This is a genomic window from Rhizobium sp. B21/90, assembly GCF_019355815.1.
In the GTDB taxonomy this organism is placed as follows: domain Bacteria; phylum Pseudomonadota; class Alphaproteobacteria; order Rhizobiales; family Rhizobiaceae; genus Rhizobium; species Rhizobium rhododendri.
This window is the reverse complement of sequence record NZ_CP072162.1, coordinates 765001-783810: the sequence shown is the minus strand read 5'-3', so window position 1 is coordinate 783810 and position 18810 is coordinate 765001. Positions and strand designations below refer to the sequence as shown.

Here is an 18810-nt window from a genome sequence, read left to right as displayed (position 1 = left end):
TCCGGACTCTGCCATCCAAGAGTTAAACCAGCACCAATGATCCTGACTCACCTCCAAGTCCGGAGTTATTTCGCAAGGCAAATATAAAAATTTGAGGATCGGCACGTTTCTTTGATTGGAGCAATCGTTCGAAAATAGAATGACCCAACGCCATTCCTGCCGCTTTAGCGTTCATCTCTCGACATCAGAAAAGCAGCGTCACATATCCGCTCTTCTTCTCAAAAAGCGGTTGAACATATCGAACTACGATGACGATATCAGCCTTGCTTCTTGCCCGTCGCCGCCGGCTTTGCCGCCTCGCATCCCCGTGATCAAAGGCTCTCCGGCAGTAACGGAAAGTATCGTCTTATCGCCTGAGGGTCCGTCCGTGATGGTTCATCGGGGACGTAGCAACGACTTTAAGGTTAATCGACCCTGTATGTTCGTAAGTTAAAATAAACTTATTCTTCATTTTAGTCATCTAGAAGGTTCTTAAATAACTTTACGAATTATGGCGCAAGCGACGGGTCGTTATCATGAAAAATATCTCGATTATTGGAAAATTCCTGTCCATCATGGCGTTGTTCGGCGTCTTTGCCATCGGGGTGGCGAGTTATGCTGCTTTCCAGATCAAGGCAACCGATACGGCCTACAGTAATCTTCTGGATCACGAGACAATTGCTGCGCTGTACTCCGCTCGCGCAAACAGAGCCCTGCAGGGCTCACGCGCTGCAATCGGCGACTTGCTGATAGCCCGGTCGGATGAAGCCAACGCGAAGGCTTCGAAGGAATTCCAGACCCAACATGATAATTTTATCAAGTACATGGATCTGGCGATCGCAGCCCTGCCTTCATACAAGGACGCGCCGTCCCTCAAGGCGGATAGCCTGGCGTTGATCGATAATACGTGCGGCAACACAGTTGCTCTTGCCAAGAAATCAACGACGGCGGACGATATTTCGGCGAGCCAGGAAGTATTCCTGAAAGAATGCCAGCCAGGTTTCGCAACCTTGTTGCCGCGTTTCACGCAAATGGTGGACACTATCTCTGCTGCAAGCAGCCAGAATAGCGACGACCTCACTGTATCGTCCAATCACACGGCAGTTCTCACCATCGTCGGTGTTGTCGGCGGACTTCTGGTTGTCCTTACGATTGGCTTCTTTGCAATCCGTTCGTGGCTTGTGATGCCGATCCGGGGCCTCGCCGAGACGATGGGGACGCTCGCCGGTGGCGATCTGTCTGCGAACGTTGCCGGTACCGAGCGCCGTGACGAAGTCGGAACGATGGCAAAGGCCGTTCAGGTCTTCAAGGACAACGGTCTGCGCAGCCTCCAGCTGGAGCAGGAAGCAGCCACTGTCCGTAACACAAGCGAAGCCGAACGTGCCCGCACTGCAGAGGCGGACCAGAGGCGTGCGAGCGAGATGGCGCAGGCCACGTCCGGTCTTGGCGAAGGCTTGCAGCATCTCTCCAGCGGCGACCTCACCTTCCAGCTCAACGAACCGTTTGCGGCTGCCTTCGAAGGCCTGCGGTCGGATTTCAACAACACCGTCGAACGCCTTCGCGAGACACTCTCGTCTGTGAGCCAGGCAACCGGCTCGATCGACAGCGGCTCCCGCGAGCTTAGCCAGAGCGCCAACGACCTTTCCAAGCGGACCGAGCAGCAGGCTGCGGCCCTTGAAGAAACTGCAGCCGCCCTCGATCAGATCACCACCAATGTCGCCAATTCCTCCAAGCGTGCCGAAGAAGCCCGCTCGGTGGCAATCGAGGCCAACCAGTCAGCCCGTCAATCCGGCGAGGTCGTCTCCAATGCTGTCGATGCCATGCAGCGGATCGAGCAATCCTCCACCCAGATCTCGAACATCATCGGCGTCATCGACGAAATTGCCTTCCAGACAAACCTTCTCGCCCTGAATGCAGGCGTCGAGGCGGCACGTGCCGGCGAGGCCGGCAAGGGTTTTGCCGTTGTCGCGCAGGAAGTGCGTGAACTGGCTCAACGCTCAGCGCAGGCAGCAAAGGAAATCAAGGGTCTGATCCGCAATTCGGCAACCGAAGTCGAAAGCGGCGTCAAACTGGTGACCGCCACTGGCGAAGCCCTCAAGATCATCGAAGGTCAGGTCATTTCGATAAACACCCAACTCGACGCTATCGCGACATCCTCGCGGGAACAGTCGATCGGACTTGCCGAAGTCAACACGGCCGTCAACCAGATGGACCAGGTGACGCAGCAAAACGCCGCGATGGTCGAGGAAGCCACGGCGGCCAGCGTCTCGCTAGCAGACGAGTCCGACAAGCTTCGCCAGTTGATCAGCCAGTTCCAGCTCGGACGCAGCGCTCCCTCCACGACAAGCACCAAAAGCAGAATCACCAGCCATGCTCCAACCCCGATCCACGCCGGCCAAAAGCCCGTCTCATCGCCGGCAAGACGCATGGTAGGCCAGGTCGCAAAAGCTTTCGGCCTCAACACCGCCGCCAAAGCCGAAAGCTGGGAAGAGTTCTGAGACCAAGCCCAAGGGCCTGTCAGCCACTCCGAAGGGCCCGTATCACCGATACGGGCCCTTCGCGTTTCATCTCTCCAGCCGCGCCACCATAAAGGCGTCGCAAAAGCCGCCTTGATCTCAGCCACGGCAGCCTTGGGCTGCTTTCGTCTTGTTGGGGTGCGGGAAGATCTCTCCCTCGAGCGCGTCACTCGACGACAGCAATGAGCGGCATTCAGGTTGCAGTCGAATGCCTGCCGCCTTCAGCCAAGCCGATCCACGCGACAGTCACGACGATGGTAGAATAAATACGGACTGGTGATGAGGGCCCCAAGCCAGAGACGGCTCTGTCGGCGATGCTCGGCCGGCGGGACTGCTAGTTGGGCACCGCGGCAAATAACGACATGGCGAGCCAGAAGCCCGGGAAGGACCGAAGCGAGGTTGAGATAGCCGAGGCGCGGCATCGCCTGCAGTCATCACCATAACTTCGGGAGACCTGGTGATGCTGCGAGCGGTGAAGCAAGTGTCCTGCCGATGTTTGCAGGTTCAGGTTTTTCGAGCGTAACCCTCTCAGGGTGGCATCGGCAGCGGCGGTTAACCGCGCATGAGCAGGGTCAATCGGTTTCAGGCCCGGCTTCGCCTGGGGCGTGCGGCTGGTTAACTGGGTGACCCAAGCTCCCGGATGCGCTTATGGCTGCATGTAGCGGAAGTGGGCGCAGAGCTCACCACTAGACATGCTATTCACGCGGCTGAAGAGCTTTTGATGACGGGCGAGTGTCCGCCATTTACTTCGAAGAATGCAGCACGGATCGTGCAAGGAATTGTTCCCCGATAACCTCGAGGCAAGCTCGCCCGGCCTCGATAGCCGGGCGACTGCCTGGGGTTACGATGCCAGGGCGAAGGGTTGGTGGCCGTGGGAGCGTTGGGTGCGGAAACGGCCGATCATGTTGGCGAGATTTTCCGTTTCCTGGCTCAGGCCTTGGGCTGCGGCGGTCGTTTCTTCCACCATGGCGGCGTTTTGCTGGGTGACCTTGTCCATCTGGTCCGCTGCGGCAGAAACTTCGCGGAGGCTGGAGGCCTGTTCGCGTGCGCTCGTCGCAATTTCACCGACGGTTCCGCTCATAGCGACGACCTGCTGGACGATTTCCCGAAGCGAAACGCCGGACTGGCTGACGAGATTGACACCCGTGGCCACCTGCGTCGACGAGGCGGAAATCAAAGTCTTGATCTCCTTTGCAGCGCTGGCGGAGCGTTGGGCGAGCTCGCGGACTTCCTGTGCGACGACAGCAAAGCCCTTGCCGGCCTCACCGGCGCGCGCTGCCTCGACACCTGCGTTCAGCGCAAGCAGGTTGGTCTGGAAGGCGATTTCGTCGATAACGCTGATGATATTGCCGATCTTCGACGAGGAAGCCTGGATTTCCGTCATGGCCTCGATGGCGCTTGCGACGATCTCGCCACCCTTCTCGGCGTTGATACGAGCGGTCGCAACTGTCGTCTGTGCAAGGCTTGCACCCTCCGCAGTTCCGTTCACGCCACGCGTCACGTCTCCGAGTGCAGCAACGGTCTCCTCGAGCGAGGCTGCCTGTTGCTCTGTTCGCCGTGCGAGATCATTCGAGGCCGTGGAGATTTCACTCAGTCCGGAGCGGATCGTGCTGACGGCATGGATGACCGACTGGATTGCCTCTGCAAGAGATGCGACGGAGTTGTTGAAATGGTCGCGGATCGTCTCGTAGCGGGCGTCCACCGCCCCGACGCGGACCGTCAGATCGCCTTGCGACAGCGCGTCGAGCCCGGCTGAAATCTGCTGGAAAGCGTGCTCCATGGAGCGTGCATCGGACAGACGCTCGGATTCCTGACGGAGCCTCTCGTCTTCCGCTGCAATGCGGCTGCGCTCGGCGTTTGCTTCCGCGATCAGCTTGGCGCGGCCGGTCTCCTGGAAGATTTTCAGCGATCGCGCCATGGCGCCTAGCTCGTGCTGGTATTCCGTGCCTTCGACGGCGATGGTATCGTCGCCGCGTGCCAACCTCTCCATGGCAAGCGCCATGCTGCGCACTGCCGCAGAGATGAGGCGGCCGATGGCGTAGGAGAGAACCAACCCAACGAGAATGAGCATCGCGCTGATGACCAGCGTCTTCGTCGTGGCGGATTGCACGGTGCTTTCCACCGAGCCGTCCAGCGCCGTTTGCGAGTTGGTGATCGTCGACTGCAGGTTCTTGAAGCCACTGGCAATTTTCGGGGCGAGGACATCGAGCTCGCCTTGCCGGATCGCATTGCTTGCGAGCAGCACATCCTTCACGTCGCCGAGACGGGCGGTGTAGTTTTGCATGAGGCGAGCAGCCCCGGCGATACGCTTTTGCTGCAATTCGTTAGGCGCGATTTTTCCGAGCGCCGTATTGCGGTCGACCGCCTCCTTCAGCGCAGCCTGTGCACTTTCATAGGCTTGGAGATCGTCGGCGTGGACGAAGCGTTCGGAGAAATAGAGGCTTCGGTTGAATGCCTCCAGAGCGTCGCCCGCCAGATGAAGGGTGCTGACGTCACCCTGTCTCCAAGCGCTGCGCATCACGTCGTTCAGCGCTATGCTCGTCCATGGTCCGAACTGGGTGACCTTGCCGATCAGCGCATCTCGCTTGGTGTGGAGTGCGACGATCTTTTCGAAGGCCTGGCTGTAGGTGCCGATCTCCGCACGGATCTCGACCATCTGCTGCTGCAGTTCCCGGTTGCCGGACAGACGCGGGTCGTCAAGCGAAAATGCCTTCACGCCTTCTTTGAAAGACTGGACGACGGCGGCGCTGGGATTAGTACGGAAGCTTTCTGCGGCCAGCTGGATTTCGTGCAGCCTGTTGCTGTAGTCCGAGACCGCGACGCTCTGTCCAGCGGTGGCGCGGTAGGAAGTGAACATCGAAGCGAGACCGCTCATGCCATTGATCGCGCTCAGCGACAATACGCTCATCAGCAGGATAAGAGGCAGGAAGCCAACGGTAATTTGGGTCCGGATACCCAATTTTTTCCAGATTTTCATGTGATTGATCCTTGGCTATCTTACTGGCTCTTAGGCAGATATTTGGCGACGTTGTCGGCGGTCACGAGTTCGAACGGGATGTAGATTGTCTTCGGCACGCTCTCGCCCTTGATCAGTTTCAGCGCCGCGTCCACCGATCCTGAACCCTGCCCTGCCGCGTTTTGCAGGATCGTAACGTCCAGATCACCGCGCACGATGGCGGCCAGTGCGTCATCGGTGGCATCGACCCCGGCGACCACCACTTTATTCATCGGCACGTTGGCCTTCTTCAAGGCCTTGATTGCTCCCAGAGCCATCTCGTCGTTGTTGGCGATCACGGCATCGAACTTGACGCCGGCAGTCAGCCATTCCTGCATTTGAAATTCGGCAAGCTGCGGCGACCAGTTTGCCGCCTGCCGCTCGACGACATGGATCTGCTTGCAGTCATCCGTCGCCAGCACTTCGGCAACATCTTCCGTCCGCTTGCGAGCCGCCGCATGAAACAGCTCCCCCATCAGGATGACCACATTGCCCTTGCCATGCAGTTGCCGGCACACTTCCTTTGTCTGGAGCGTGCCGGAATCTTTCTCGTCCGAGGCGACGAGGGTCTGCTTCTCCGGGAGTTCGGCGAGGTTGGCTGGCTCGTTGTTGACGTAGACCAGCGGAATTTTTGCATCGCTGGCGATCTTGGAAAGTTCGGCACCCATGTCACCGTCAGCGGGACCGACGATCAACGCGTCGACCTCGTCCGCGACGAATTTTTTGACGGTTTCCATCTGCTTTGCGGCATCGCCACCGGCGCTTTCCATCGTGATCTTGACCCCGGGTATCTTTGCGCCGTGATCGGTGATGCCAGCGGCAAGCGCCGTCTGGAACTTGTCCATATTGGCCATGGAGACACCGATGGTCTCAGCCGAGGCGGCACTGGAATAGAGACAAGCTATAGTTAGGATGAGGCGAATTTTACACATGTGAATCACCAGTTGCGACGTTCTTTTCCGCACACTGGTTCAAATTATTTAAGTAAATGTTGATTTCAATTTTTAACGAACTTGAAGTTAATGTTATTAAAATAACAAACGACTTTGTCGTTGTAGCTTCATGATAAATGTCAATTTTTAGAGAGCATAATTAAAATATATCATGCGCTTATTTACCAGTGATACGCCGACAACGAAGCATTCCATGAATACGGAAATATGGATGCTGCCGGTATATTGCAGCGAGTATCAGGATAAGCACTAAATTATCTTAAAAATTTGGATATCTTCGTGGATAGGCGCCCGTATCTACAACAAGGGAGGCCCGGTGTATCACGCACAGCGGAATGCGGTGCTCACTCCAGCCATGCCGCATGCTGTCGTAAGAGAGGATAGTCTGCGGCAGGCATCCGGGGCGATCATCGTTTTAGGTTCGTCTTCGCAAGGTCCACGAGCTGGTTCGCCCTTCCGTCAAGCACCGCAGCCATCATGAAGAGGCCGAAATTGAAGGCCTCGCCGAATGTGGTCTTCGGTGGCATCACCAGCTCCTGCCGGGCGCTGACCACATCGACGATCACCGGACCGTCATGGGCCAGTGCCTCCCGCAACGCTGCTTCCAGATCCTCCGGCCTCTCCACCCGGATACCCCTTATGCCCATGGCTTCAGCCATCGCCGCAAAGTTGGGGTTCTTCAGGTCACAGCCTACATCGAGGAACCCGCCCGCCTTCATTTCCATCTCGACAAAGCCAAGCGTACCGTTGTTGAGGACGATGACTTTGACCGGCAGCTGCATCTGGGTAAGGGTGATGAAGTCGCCCATCATCATGGTGAAACCGCCATCGCCCGACATCGATATGACCTGGCGTTCTGGGAATGCTGACTGGGCACCGATGGAGTGCAGCAGAGCGTTCGCCATAGAGCCGTGATTGAAGGAGCCGACCAGCCGGCGCTTGCCGTTCATCTTGAGATAGCGAGCCGTCCAGGCGATCGGGGTTCCCACGTCACAGGTAAAGATGGCGTCCTCGGCCGCCAGTTCGCTAACCAACCGCGTCAGATATTGCGGATGGATTGTGCCGCTTTCCGGATCGGGCACCGCCAGCGCATCGAGTTCGTTGCGCGCCTTCGCGTAGTGGGCAAGCGCATTGTCGAGAAAGCGGTGGTCGGTCTTTTCCGTCAGATGGGGCATCAGCAGCTTCAACGTCGACCCCACATCGCCCAGTATGCCGACATCCAGCCTGCAGCGGTTGCCCAGCGCTTCCGGCCGGACATCGACCTGCGCGATCAGCGCCTTTTCGGGATAGAACTGACGATAGGGAAAATCGGTGCCGAGCAGAAGCAATGCATCGCATTCCTTCATGGCAGCGTAGCCCGAGGAGAAGCCGACGAGGCCGGTCATGCCGACATCGTAGGGGTTGTCGTACTCCAGATATTCCTTGCCCCGGAGCGAGTGGATGATCGGAGCTTTCAGCCGGGCTGCAAGCTCGACGACCTCGTCATGCAGCCCGGCGCACCCCGCGCCGCACATCAAAGCCACCTTTTTCGAGGAATTCAGGATTTCCACGAGCTTGGCGACCTCCGACGCGTCGGGGATCACCTTCGGCATCATCGGCGTGAGCCACGCCGGCACGACTGCCTTGGTCTGCTTCAGGGCGACGTCGCCCGGAATGACGACGACTGCCACGCCTTTCCTGCCAACCGCCACCCTCATCGCCCGGGCAAGGATCTGCGGAAGCTGGTCGGGATTCGATACCAGCTCGACATAGTGGCTGCATTCCCTGAACAGATGCTCGGGATGCGTTGCCTGGAAGTAATCGATACCGATTTCCGAGCTCGGGATATGCGCTGCAATTGCGAGCACCGGCACCCCGCTGCGGTGGCAGTCGAAAAGGCCGTTTATGAGGTGCAAGTTGCCGGGGCCGCAGCTGCCTGCGCAAACGGCGAGTTCGCCGGTCAGATGCGCCTCGGCACCGGCTGCGAATGCAGCACCTTCCTCGTGACGGACGTGCACCCAGTCGATCGTCTTCAGGCGCCTGAGAGAATCGGTAAAGCCGTTCAGGGAATCGCCGACAACGCCGTAGATGCGCTTCACCCCCTGCTGCTGGAGGGCCTCTGCGATGTAATCGGCCACCGTTCTTGACATCGAACTCTCCTGTCTGGTTTCAAAATAACCTAGGCGGGTTCCGCTGGACGGCAAGGCAGCTCGCACGCGCGTAAAACGCATATCGGGGATGCATTATAGCCAGGAACCCCAAGCTCAGGCTTGCAGGGCTGCGGCCGGCAAGTCGGTCAGAAGAAAGCGCCGGCCGTTTGGGGCGAACCTTCGAGCGCATGCCCCATGAATTCCAGCGCGCCTTTCAGCGTATCGCGACGGATCGGGCCGCCGAGGCAGACGCGGACGGCCTCTTCGGCCGGACCGTCGACGGTGAATGCATCGCTGGCAACGACGCCTATGCCGGATGAGCGCATATGTGTCCCGAACGTCGAACGCGTCCATCCCCCGGTGAGCGGAAGCCATATATTGAAACTGATGGGATCGCTCTTGTAGCTCCCCGGCGGCAGGAGTTCCGCGACAAGCGCCTGGCGGGCTGCGGCCTCGGTGCGGATGAAGCGAAGGATGCTGTCGGCCGTTCCGTCCTCGATCCAGCGTGTGGCAAGGGCGGCAGACAACGGCGACGCCATGACGCTTGCCGCACGCATGGCACTGGCGAAGGGCCACGCAGCCTTGGTATCCGGCACCACGACATAGGCGAGACGTAGGCCTGCGCCGATGCACTTTGCCAATCCGCCGATATGCCAGGTGAGATCCGGCGCCATGGCGGCAAGCGGTGCCGGACTGTGCAGGGGAATGAACCCGTAGGCATCGTCCTCGACGATCGGGACATGATATTTGCGGGCGACCGCGCAGATTTCTTCCCGGCGCTTCTCGGGAATGGTCAGGGTCATCGGGTTTTGCAGCGTGGGATTGAGATACAGCGCCTTCGGCTTGCCGGTCTTGCAGACCTCGGCGAATGCGGCCGGAATAATGCCTAGCTCGTCCATTGGCAGGCCGACCAGATTGAGGCGCAGCTGGGCTGCGATCGAACGCATGCCGGGATAGGTGATATTTTCCGAAAGCACCGTTTCGCCCGGCTTGGCGAGAAGCCCGAAAATCGCCAGAAGAGCCGGATGTGCTCCGGGCGTTACGAAGATTCGCTCCTGGGACGGCACCAGACCGCGCCGACTAAGCCAAGACGCCGCCGCTTCCTTGTCGATCCCGGCACCTCCGAAACCTTGATAGCGCAACAGCGGGATCAGGTTGGTGGCAACAGCGGAAAGCCCTTCCTGCATGCGGGCGAGAAGAGCCGGATCTTCCGGCTCCGGCGGCATGTTCATCGAGAAATCGACGACGGATGTGCGCCGGCTATCGAGCGCGGCATCGGCGATGAACCCGCGCCGTTCTTTTTCCCGTCCACCCGTCACAAAGGTCCCGCGTCCCACATGTGTGGTGACAAGACCGCGCTTCTGCGCCTCGACATAACCGCGTGCCACCGTGGTGAAATCCATCGACAGCTGTTTTGCGAGTTCGCGTTGTGGCGGAAGCCTGTCGCCGACCAGAAGCTTGCCGCTTCTCAAATCCATTTCGATGACGTCGGCGATCACCATGTAGCGGGGACCGTTGCTGCGGGAGAGATCTGGGAGCCAGGTTTTCATGGATGCTCGTGGTTTTGCAAGATTGACTGCAAATTGTTGCTTTCCAGATCCGACGTGTCAACCACACCAGCCACGTAAAAATGTAATTATATCGCACGTAGGCCCTTCCAGTCTCGCGCCCGCGACGCCTCAAGCTTTTATTGACTGTATATTGACTGCACCAAAAGTAGTTCGATAAGCACGGATTTTTGGCAGACGATTGCCTTGGATATGACGAGGCAATCGCTCGGATTGAAAAATTGACTGGTTTATTGACTGCAATTTTGGCCCTTTTGAACGTATATTAGGCATAAAGCGTACTGGCACGTCCTTTGCAAATGAAAGATGGCGCCCATCGCAGGGCCGACGTCAAAACAGGAGCCAAACATGCCAGCAATCACAGCACCGGCCCACGCCGACGGAGACTTCTTCGTCGATTACGAAGAAAAGGTTTTTGAGGACATCCAGGCCAACGAGGGCGAAAAAGCGCTCGTCACCTTCCACACCGTCGCCTTCGAAGGGTCCATCGGCCTCGTCAACCTGCTGCAGGCCAAACGCCTGAAGCGCAAGGGCTACGACACGTCCATTCTGCTCTACGGCCCGGGCGTGACGCTCGGCATCCAGCGCGGCTTCCCCAAGCTCGGCGCCGAAGCTTTTCCGGGGCACCTCAATTTCAATAACCAGATCAAGGGTTTCCTAGAGGAAGGCGGCAAGGTCTATGCCTGCCGTTTCGCGCTGCAGGCCCTTTATGGCCACGGAGAGCCGGCACTGATCCCGGGGATCACGCCCATCAGTCCGCTGGATGTGCTCGACCTGATGTTGATCCACCGGCGCGCCGGCGCGGTCATTCTCGACACCTGGACGCTCTGACCCAGCAAGCGCTGCCGATCTCGGCAGTCCATCCCGGGAGGCGGATCGCCTTCGCCTCCTTCCCTCAATCCAAGGAATTCGTCATGGAGAAAAGCAGAACTGTCCGGGCAGCAGCCGCGCAGATTGCACCGGACCTGACCTCGCGGGACAAGACGCTCGCCCGCGTGCTGGAAACGATCCGCGAAGCCGCCTCGAAGGGCGCCGAACTGATCGTCTTTCCCGAGACGTTCGTCCCTTGGTATCCTTACTTTTCCTTCGTGCTGCCGCCTGTCCTGTCCGGCCGCGAGCATGTCCGGCTCTATGAAGAAGCTGTCACCGTCCCGAGCGCCACAACGGATGCGGTTGCCTCGGCCGCGCGCGAGCACGGCATTGTCGTCGCTCTCGGCGTCAACGAGCGGGATCGGGGCACGCTTTACAATACGCAACTGGTGTTCGACGCAGATGGCACCCTCATTCTGAAGAGACGCAAGATCACCCCGACCTTCCATGAGCGGATGATATGGGGACAAGGCGATGGGTCCGGCCTGAAGGTCGTGGACAGCAGCATCGGTCGTGTTGGCGCGCTGGCCTGCTGGGAGCATTACAATCCGCTCGCCCGCTACGCGCTGATGGCCCAGCACGAGGAAATTCACGTCGCGCAATTTCCCGGTTCCATGGTCGGTCCGATCTTTGCCGACCAGATGGAGGTGACCATACGTCACCACGCGCTGGAAAGCGGCTGTTTCGTCGTGAATTCCACCGGCTGGCTGTCAGACGAACAGATCGCCTCGATCACACCGGTCGAGGGTCTGCAGAAAGCACTGCGCGGTGGCTGCATGACGGCGATTATATCACCCGAGGGCAAGCACCTCGCTCCGCCGATTACGGAGGGTGAAGGCATCCTGATTGCCGATCTCGACATGAGCCTGATCGTCAAGCGCAAGCGGATGATGGACTCGGTCGGTCACTACGCGCGCCCCGAGCTGTTGCATCTGGTGATCGACGACCGGCCGACTTCTCCCATGGTCACCTCATATCCTTCTCTCGAAACCGCACCGGCAAGGAGCACGATCGATGAACACCACACGTCAGCTTTCGACGGAAACCCTGATCAACGAGCTGCAGTCGTTCGGCGCCAGGCTGGTTGATCCGAAGGCCGGTCACGAAAGCCGTCGCGGTGGCGCCGGTCCTTCCGACCACAAGGCGCTGACGATCGACGGAATGACGGTGATGGTCCCCGTGCACACCGCGCCGGCGTTCGAAAGCCCCTATCTCGTGGAAAAGCCGGATGAGACCGGAAACAGCCGCATCAGTCGCGATGGCGTTGTCATCGGCGAGGTGTCCTTTCCCCTGCGTCCACGTTTCTACGATTTGTCGACTGCAGACGGCGTCCCCTACTCGCAGATCGCCGTACTCCATGGGCGCGACGTGCTGGCGACAACTGTGCTGCAGACCTGCATTCGCTACCAGAGCCGGACGAAAACCTGTCAGTTTTGCGCCATTGGCCAGTCACTCGCGGCAGGCCGCACCGTCGCCCACAAGACGCCGGCGCAACTTGCCGAGGTCGCAAGGGCCGCCGTCGAGCTCGATGGAGTCAAGCACATGGTGATGACGACCGGCACGCCGAAAAGCGACGACCGCGGTGCTGCGGTGCTTGCGGAAAGCGCCCGCGCCATCAAGGCCGCAGTCGATATTCCGATCCAGGCACAATGCGAACCGCCGGAAGACGACATCTGGTTTTCGCGCATGAAAGACGCCGGTGTCGATGCGCTCGGAATGCATCTGGAAGTCGTCACACCCGAGCTGCGGGCGCGGATCATGCCCGGCAAGGCGCAGGTCAGCATCGAGAAATACATGGCCTCGTTCAAGGCAGCGGTCGATGTCTTCGGGCGCGGCCAGGTCTCGACCTATATCCTGGCGGGCCTCGGCGACACGCGCGAAGCGATCCTCGATATCTGCAGGGAGCTCGTCGCGATCGGTGTCTATCCCTTCGTCGTGCCCTTCGTGCCGATCTCCGGAACGCCTCTCGAAAGCCACCCGGCCCCGAAACCGGAATTCATGCATTCGATCCTCGGGCCGCTGTCGAAGATGCTCGTCGAAAGCGGCCTCAAGGCGGTCGATATCAAGGCTGGCTGCGGCAAGTGCGGCGCCTGCTCCGCTCTTTCGACCTATGAAAGGATGCTGACCAGATGATGATCGAACCATTTGCACCCTTCCGCACCGGTGAATTCCAGGTGAAGTTCGCGACATCCGACTGGGAGCGCCGCCGGGCCCATGCCCTTCGTCGCGACGTCTTCTGCCGTGAGCAGAAACTCTTCGATGGCGACGATCGCGATGAGATCGACAATCACGCCATCCCCATCGTTGCTCTGTCGATGCTCGGCATAGCTGCCGACCGGCTCGTAGGGTCGGTACGAATCCATCAGGCAGAACCGGGCCTCTGGTGGGGCTCGCGACTTGCCGTGCATGAGGATTTCCGCAGGATCGGCGCGCTGGGCGCGACGTTGATCAAGCTCGCCGTATCCTCCGCCAACGCCATGGGCTGCCACACGTTTCTCGCCAACGTGCAGATCCAGAACGGCCTGCTCTTCCGCCGGCTTCATTGGGATGTCGTCGAAGAGTTCGAGATATATGGAAAACCGCATCTGCGCATGAAAGCGGACCTCGCTTACTATCCGCCGTGCACGACGCCAAAAGCCGGTTTCGTCGCTCTTGCAAAGAGAGCCGCGTGACGATGCCAGCCATCGATCTCAAGGCAATCGCCGAGACACTAGGGGCCAGCAAAGGCATCGCTGCCAAGCACGATATCGACGCCATCACAGCTGCTCTCGGCGTCAAGACGCAATCCGTCCCGGTTGGCGACGACTGCGCGGCCTTGCCGGATGGTGACGAATACCTGCTGTTTGCCATCGAGGGCTTCATGAACGCTTTCGTCGCTGCCGATCCGTGGTTTGCAGGATGGTGCGGCGTCATGGTCAACATATCGGATATCGCCGCAATGGGTGGACGTCCGATGGCGGTCGTCGATGCCATCTGGGCAGATGGAGAGGCCGGCGCGGCCCCGGTTCTCGCTGGCATGCGCGCAGCGGCGGAAGCCTACGGCGTGCCGATCGTCGGCGGCCACACCAATATCCGCACCGATCGCAGCCAGCTATCCGTCGCCATCCTCGGCAGGGCAAAACGGCTTCTGACCAGTTTCGATGCAAGACCCGGCGATGTGCTAGTGGCCGCCATAGATCATCGCGGCCGCTACCGCCCGCCATTCGACAACTGGGAGGCAGCAACGGACGCGCCTCCGGAACGTCTGCGCGGCGATCTCGAAATCCTGCCCCAGATCTCCGAAGCGGGGCTCGCCCTTTCCGCCAAGGACATCAGCCAGGGCGGTATCGTCGGCACGGCTATCATGCTGGCGGAATGTTCCGGCGTCGGTATCGACATCGACGTATCCGCAATCCGCAGTCCCGACGGCGTCAGCCTCGAGCGCTGGCTCGCAACCTTCCCCAGCTACGGCTACCTGCTGTCGGTCGCGCCGGAAAACCTCGAGACAGTACTCGCCCTTTTCGCCGCCCGCAGCATCGCTGCCGATGCCATCGGCACGGTGACAGTGGGAACTACGGTGACGATCACCGATGGCAGCGAGCGGATCGTCATCCGCGATCACGCCGAAACGCCCCTGATGCAACTTCGGCCTGGCGAGGTTGCGGCATGACCCGGCCTTTGCGCATCGCCATGCTGACGCACTCCACCAACCCGCGCGGCGGTGTGGTCCACGCCATGCAGCTCTCCGAGGCATTGACGGCGACGGGGCACGAGGTCGTGCTCCACGCCCCCGATACGAAAGGCACCGGCTTTTTCCGCCCGCCCGCCTGCCAGACCGCATGCTTTCCAGTCCAACTCGCAGCCACGGACATGACGGCCATGGTCGAGCAGCGCATCGAGGATTACGTCCGCTATTTCGAACGAGCGGGCGCGGGAGAATTCGACATTTTCCACGCGCATGACGGCATTTCCGGAAATGCACTGGCGAGGCTGAAAGAACGCGGATTGATCCCCGCCGTTGCCCGCACGGTCCACCATATCGACCAGTTCGCCGATCCGCGGCTCATGGCGCTGCAGGACCGCTCCATCACCAGCGCCGACGCCTTTTTCGCAGTCAGCACCCTCTGGCAAACAGCCTTGCAGGCACAACACGGCGTCACTTCCACCGTCGTTGGAAACGGGGTCGATACCCAACGCTTCGCCCCGGCCTGGAGTGGCGAACAGGCAGCACTGCACGATCGTATCGGCCTGCAGACCGGCCCCGTTTTCCTCAGCATTGGTGGCATCGAGGCGCGCAAGAATACGATCGGAATCCTCGATGCCTTCCGTCAGTTGCGCGCCGTCAAGCCCGATGCGCAACTTGTCATCGCCGGCGGCGTCTCCCTGCTGGACCACAGCGCCTACCAGGAGGAATTCCACTCTCACCTGCGCAGCCTGCACGACGATGCCTCTGCCGTGCACATCATCGGCGCGGTGTCCGACGACGACATGCCGAACCTCTATCGGCTCGCCGACGCCCTGGTGTTCCCGTCGCTGAAGGAGGGATTCGGACTTGTCGTGCTGGAGGCGATGGCCAGCGGCACGCCTGCAATCGTCCCCTCCATTGCGCCGTTTACCGAATATCTCGGCAGCGAAGACGCCATATGGTGCGACCCCCGCCATTCCGCCTCCATCGCCGAGGCCATGGCACTGTCGCTGGTACCGAAGATCCGCGACGGCATCATCGCCCGTGGACTGGAAGTGGCTGGCAGGTTCTCCTGGCGCCGCGTCGCCGAAGCCCACCTTTCCACCTATGCAAACTTGAAGGAGGCAGCCAATGCCTGAAATGCGCTTCGTGATCACCTGGCCCGATGGCACAGATGAGACCTGCTATTCGCCATCGCTGATCATCCGCGATTTCCTTACCGAGGGCGAAAGCTATCCGGTGGCTGATTTTGTCGAGCGCAGTCGGAAGGCACTGACCATCGCCAGCGATCGAGTCGAGGCGAAGTATGGGTTCGCCTGCTCGGCAGCAAACGACCAACTCGCCCGCATCGAAAGCGCAGCCGAACCTTTCCTTGCCGGCGAGGATGCCCGCATCCGCTGCAAAAGCTTCATCCTGTGAAAGGACATCCGATGACCCGGTCCCTCAACACCCATTACAGCACTGTCGTCGTCGGTGGAGGACAGGCCGGCCTTTCCGCCAGCCACTACCTCAAGAAGCACGGCATAGAGCACGTCGTCTTCGAGGCGAAAACAGTGGCCCACAAATGGAAAAACGAGCGCTGGGATGCATTTTGCCTGGTAACGCCGAACTGGCAATGCCAGCTTCCGGACCATCCCTATGACGGCCCCGATCCTCACGGTTTCATGGTCAAGGACGAAATCCTCGCCTATCTCGAGCGCTTCGTGAAAAAGGTGGATGCCCCCGTCCTCGAAGGCACGCGCGTCACGGCGCTCGAAAAGACCGGCGACGTGTTCCGCCTCGAAACGTCTGCCGGCACTGTCACGGCAGATTCGGTCGTGCTTGCCACAAGCCTCTACAGCCGGCCGTTCGTGCCGCGCGCCGCAGAGCGGCTCCCCGCGACGATTACCCAGGTCCATACGGCAAATTACCGCAATGCCGCGCAACTTCCCGAGGGCACCGTCATCGTCGTCGGTTCCGGCCAGTCCGGTTGCCAGATCGCCGAAGACCTGCATCTCGCCGGCCGCAAGGTCCACATGGTGACCGGCAATGCGCCACGCTGCGCCCGCTTCTATCGCGGCCGCGACGTCGTCGACTGGCTGGCAGATATCGGCCAATACGACATCACCATCGCTCATGACGGGATGACGAAGAAGAAGCACGATACCAATCACTATCTGACAGGCCGGGATGGCGGACGCGACATCGACCTGCGCAAGTTCGCCCTCGACGGAATGTCGCTTTACGGGCGGATGACCGCCGTCTCGGACGGAAAAATGCTGTTCGAGCCGAACCTAAAGGCCAACCTCGACAACGCCGACCGCGTCTACAATGGCATCAACGCCCTGATCGATCGCCACATCGCTGAAAAGCGCATCGAAGCCCCAGACGGCAGCCCTTATGTTCCCCTGTGGGAGCCCGACGCCGAGCCAGGAGAACTCGATCTCGAGGCCGAGGGCGTCACCTGCATCATCTGGGCGACCGGATTTACCCCAGACTGGTCCTATGTCGGCCTGCCGATCTTCGACGGTACGGGCTATCCCGTGCAGCAACGCGGCGTCACGGGCATCGCCGGCGTCTACGTTCTAGGCCTTCCCTGGCTCTGGACCTGGGGCTCCGGCCGCTTCCTCGCCGTCGGCCGCGATGCCGAGTATGTCGTCGGCCATTTGGCAAGCCATCTCGATCGGGTTGGCAGCCCATTGAAGCAAGCGGCGAGTGGCTGATCGATGAACATTGCCTTGCGGACGCCCGGGCTCCGGGGACCCTCGACGCGTGACCTGATGGACCGCGCGCTCGATCCCTATCTCCTGATCGGAATGCCGCACATGACACCGTACGGCCTGTCGGAAACCTGGCTGATGAAGGAACTGGGGCATCGCCACTGGCTGATGCTGGCGCGCGAACTGGACATGGAGAATGCCGATTTCCGAACAGCCGAAGGAAACGAAGCCTACGCCGCCATTTGCGCCACCTCGCTGAAAGCCGAGGGGTTCGGCGACGTGAAGGCAAACGACATCCTGACGATACGCTCAAAGCTGTCAGCAGTCTCGATGACGCAGACGTCCACGACCCACGAACTCCACGTCAAGGGCAGACACATCGGAGGTGCCGAACTGATTTCCACCTTCGTGCATCGGCGAACCCAGGGCTGCAATCGCTCCATTGCCCGTGTCGCGGTCAGCAAACCCAGACCGGAGATCTACAAACCCAGCCAGCTTTCAAAAACTGCCACCGATCTCCGTAACCGCCGCCTCGACCGACACTGGGGCCTACCCGTCATCACCGCGAAACCGCTGCAGACGTTCGGCTTCACGCCCAGCCCGTCGCAGGAATTCAACGGAGCAGGCCTATTCTATTTCGCAGAATTCCAGGCCATGGCCGAGCGCGCACTCGAGACTTTCATTCCAGACAAGCCGCCAACCACCCACCGCGAGGTTTTCTTTCTCGGAAACATAGAGACAAACGAAAACGTCTTTTTCGACCTCCTCTGCTGCAACGCCCAAACTGAAACCTTTCACGGTCAACTCCGCCGAACGACAGGCAAAATCATCGCCACGATGTTCATCAGATGTAACGGAGTTGCCGGAACGTCAAACGGCCCGCCTTCGTTATGACGCGGGCCTGGTGAAATCGCCGTAATGCATGCAGTGAGAGATTTGGGTTGCGAATACCGGCTCCCCATGGTTAACAAAGCGCGAGGCGCTGATGTGGGGGCCGCACCCCGAACGCGAAACGGCCCACTGTCATTACGACGCGGGCTTTATAGTCCTGGGCAGTGCATTGCTGTTTGTTTGGGATTTGGTTGCGGGGGCAGGATTTGAACCTGCGGCCTTCAGGTTATGAGCCTGACGAGCTACCGGGCTGCTCCACCCCGCGGAAAGTCGTGTTGTTTGCGTTTGGGTTGTTGCAAACGGTATTGGTTTGTTGGTTTGGAACGACTTTGTGTCGTTGTGTGCATGTGAATGAGAATTATGTTGCGTTTTGCAGACCTGGCAGCGACCGACTCTCCCGCGTCTTAAGACGGAGTACCATAGGCGCAGGGGCATTTCACGGCCGTGTTCGGAATGGGAACGGGTGCAGGTGCCCCGCCATGACCACCAGGTCGGCAAAGCGCAACATTTGAGAAGCTGGGTGGCATCGCCACTTGAATCTTTTTT

Annotated in this window: 14 protein-coding genes, 1 tRNA gene and 1 rRNA gene; 10 read left to right on the top strand and 6 right to left on the bottom strand. The window is 59.8% G+C overall.

The window, feature by feature from the left end:
* Window positions 1-515 precede the first annotated feature (515 nt).
* Window positions 516-2477, top strand: coding sequence for a methyl-accepting chemotaxis protein (locus J5278_RS03725; RefSeq protein WP_209182149.1), 1962 nt, complete (start codon window positions 516-518; stop codon window positions 2475-2477).
* 859 nt (window positions 2478-3336) lie between these two features.
* Here J5278_RS03725 and J5278_RS03720 read toward each other — a convergent pair.
* The 4 genes from J5278_RS03720 to J5278_RS03705 form a co-directional block, all read right to left on the bottom strand.
* Window positions 3337-5472 (bottom strand): methyl-accepting chemotaxis protein, encoded by a 2136-nt coding sequence (locus J5278_RS03720; protein ID WP_209182150.1) that lies wholly within the window; start codon window positions 5470-5472, stop codon window positions 3337-3339.
* A 20-nt stretch (window positions 5473-5492) separates the two neighbouring features.
* Window positions 5493-6422, bottom strand: a complete 930-nt coding sequence (locus J5278_RS03715) for a substrate-binding domain-containing protein (protein WP_219258310.1) — start codon at window positions 6420-6422, stop codon at window positions 5493-5495.
* Between the two features lie 428 nt (window positions 6423-6850).
* The gene (poxB, locus tag J5278_RS03710; RefSeq protein WP_209182151.1) at window positions 6851-8572 is read right to left on the bottom strand and encodes a ubiquinone-dependent pyruvate dehydrogenase; all 1722 of its coding nucleotides are present in this window, start codon (window positions 8570-8572) and stop codon (window positions 6851-6853) included.
* Window positions 8573-8718: 146 nt separating this feature from the next.
* Complete coding sequence (locus tag J5278_RS03705; protein ID WP_209182152.1) at window positions 8719-10122, bottom strand: PLP-dependent aminotransferase family protein; 1404 nt, start codon at window positions 10120-10122, stop codon at window positions 8719-8721.
* A gap of 366 nt (window positions 10123-10488) precedes the next feature.
* Between J5278_RS03705 and J5278_RS03700 the strand changes: the two genes are divergently transcribed.
* From J5278_RS03700 to J5278_RS03660, 9 genes are all read left to right on the top strand, one after another.
* A complete protein-coding gene (locus J5278_RS03700) occupies window positions 10489-10971 on the top strand; it encodes an MSMEG_0572/Sll0783 family nitrogen starvation response protein (protein WP_142831556.1) in 483 nt (160 codons plus the stop codon).
* 83 nt (window positions 10972-11054) lie between these two features.
* Window positions 11055-12098 (top strand): Nit6803 family nitrilase, encoded by a 1044-nt coding sequence (locus J5278_RS03695; protein ID WP_209182153.1) that lies wholly within the window; start codon window positions 11055-11057, stop codon window positions 12096-12098.
* Entirely contained in the window at window positions 12025-13143 is a 1119-nt protein-coding gene (locus tag J5278_RS03690; protein ID WP_209182154.1) for an MSMEG_0568 family radical SAM protein, read from the top strand. Before J5278_RS03695 ends, J5278_RS03690 begins: the two co-directional genes overlap by 74 nt.
* Window positions 13140-13682: an MSMEG_0567/Sll0786 family nitrogen starvation N-acetyltransferase gene (locus J5278_RS03685; RefSeq protein ID WP_209182155.1), complete on the top strand. Its 543-nt coding sequence runs from the start codon at window positions 13140-13142 to the stop codon at window positions 13680-13682. Before J5278_RS03690 ends, J5278_RS03685 begins: the two co-directional genes overlap by 4 nt.
* A gap of 2 nt (window positions 13683-13684) precedes the next feature.
* Complete coding sequence (locus J5278_RS03680) at window positions 13685-14659, top strand: sll0787 family AIR synthase-like protein (protein WP_209182161.1); 975 nt, start codon at window positions 13685-13687, stop codon at window positions 14657-14659.
* Window positions 14656-15813, top strand: a complete 1158-nt coding sequence (locus J5278_RS03675) for an MSMEG_0565 family glycosyltransferase (RefSeq protein ID WP_209182156.1) — start codon at window positions 14656-14658, stop codon at window positions 15811-15813. Before J5278_RS03680 ends, J5278_RS03675 begins: the two co-directional genes overlap by 4 nt.
* Window positions 15806-16093: an MSMEG_0570 family nitrogen starvation response protein gene (locus J5278_RS03670; protein ID WP_209182157.1), complete on the top strand. Its 288-nt coding sequence runs from the start codon at window positions 15806-15808 to the stop codon at window positions 16091-16093. The genes J5278_RS03675 and J5278_RS03670 overlap by 8 nt, the downstream gene beginning before the upstream one ends.
* Before the next feature lie 11 nt (window positions 16094-16104).
* A complete protein-coding gene (locus tag J5278_RS03665) occupies window positions 16105-17376 on the top strand; it encodes an MSMEG_0569 family flavin-dependent oxidoreductase (RefSeq protein ID WP_209182158.1) in 1272 nt (423 codons plus the stop codon).
* A 3-nt stretch (window positions 17377-17379) separates the two neighbouring features.
* Window positions 17380-18267 carry a Pnap_2097 family protein gene (locus tag J5278_RS03660; RefSeq protein WP_247748928.1) on the top strand — a complete coding sequence of 296 codons (888 nt, stop codon included), beginning with the start codon at window positions 17380-17382 and terminating at the stop codon, window positions 18265-18267.
* A 185-nt stretch (window positions 18268-18452) separates the two neighbouring features.
* Here J5278_RS03660 and J5278_RS03655 read toward each other — a convergent pair.
* Together J5278_RS03655 and rrf are read right to left on the bottom strand one after the other, a co-directional pair.
* Window positions 18453-18529, bottom strand: a tRNA-Met gene (locus J5278_RS03655).
* A 111-nt stretch (window positions 18530-18640) separates the two neighbouring features.
* Window positions 18641-18755, bottom strand: a 5S ribosomal RNA gene (gene rrf, locus J5278_RS03650).
* Between the last annotated feature and the right edge of the window lie 55 nt (window positions 18756-18810).

What these genes read in the sequence shown, in the direction of transcription:
- J5278_RS03725 (WP_209182149.1), top strand. Translation starts at nt 516, where the DNA reads ATGAAAAATATCTCGATTATTGGAAAATTCCTGTCCATCATGGCGTTG.
- J5278_RS03720 (WP_209182150.1), bottom strand. Translation starts at nt 5,472, where the DNA reads ATGAAAATCTGGAAAAAATTGGGTATCCGGACCCAAATTACCGTTGGC.
- J5278_RS03715 (WP_219258310.1), bottom strand. Translation starts at nt 6,422, where the DNA reads ATGTGTAAAATTCGCCTCATCCTAACTATAGCTTGTCTCTATTCCAGT.
- poxB (WP_209182151.1), bottom strand. Translation starts at nt 8,572, where the DNA reads ATGTCAAGAACGGTGGCCGATTACATCGCAGAGGCCCTCCAGCAGCAG.
- J5278_RS03705 (WP_209182152.1), bottom strand. Translation starts at nt 10,122, where the DNA reads ATGAAAACCTGGCTCCCAGATCTCTCCCGCAGCAACGGTCCCCGCTAC.
- J5278_RS03700 (WP_142831556.1), top strand. Translation starts at nt 10,489, where the DNA reads ATGCCAGCAATCACAGCACCGGCCCACGCCGACGGAGACTTCTTCGTC.
- J5278_RS03695 (WP_209182153.1), top strand. Translation starts at nt 11,055, where the DNA reads ATGGAGAAAAGCAGAACTGTCCGGGCAGCAGCCGCGCAGATTGCACCG.
- J5278_RS03690 (WP_209182154.1), top strand. Translation starts at nt 12,025, where the DNA reads ATGAACACCACACGTCAGCTTTCGACGGAAACCCTGATCAACGAGCTG.
- J5278_RS03685 (WP_209182155.1), top strand. Translation starts at nt 13,140, where the DNA reads ATGATGATCGAACCATTTGCACCCTTCCGCACCGGTGAATTCCAGGTG.
- J5278_RS03680 (WP_209182161.1), top strand. Translation starts at nt 13,685, where the DNA reads ATGCCAGCCATCGATCTCAAGGCAATCGCCGAGACACTAGGGGCCAGC.
- J5278_RS03675 (WP_209182156.1), top strand. Translation starts at nt 14,656, where the DNA reads ATGACCCGGCCTTTGCGCATCGCCATGCTGACGCACTCCACCAACCCG.
- J5278_RS03670 (WP_209182157.1), top strand. Translation starts at nt 15,806, where the DNA reads ATGCCTGAAATGCGCTTCGTGATCACCTGGCCCGATGGCACAGATGAG.
- J5278_RS03665 (WP_209182158.1), top strand. Translation starts at nt 16,105, where the DNA reads ATGACCCGGTCCCTCAACACCCATTACAGCACTGTCGTCGTCGGTGGA.
- J5278_RS03660 (WP_247748928.1), top strand. Translation starts at nt 17,380, where the DNA reads ATGAACATTGCCTTGCGGACGCCCGGGCTCCGGGGACCCTCGACGCGT.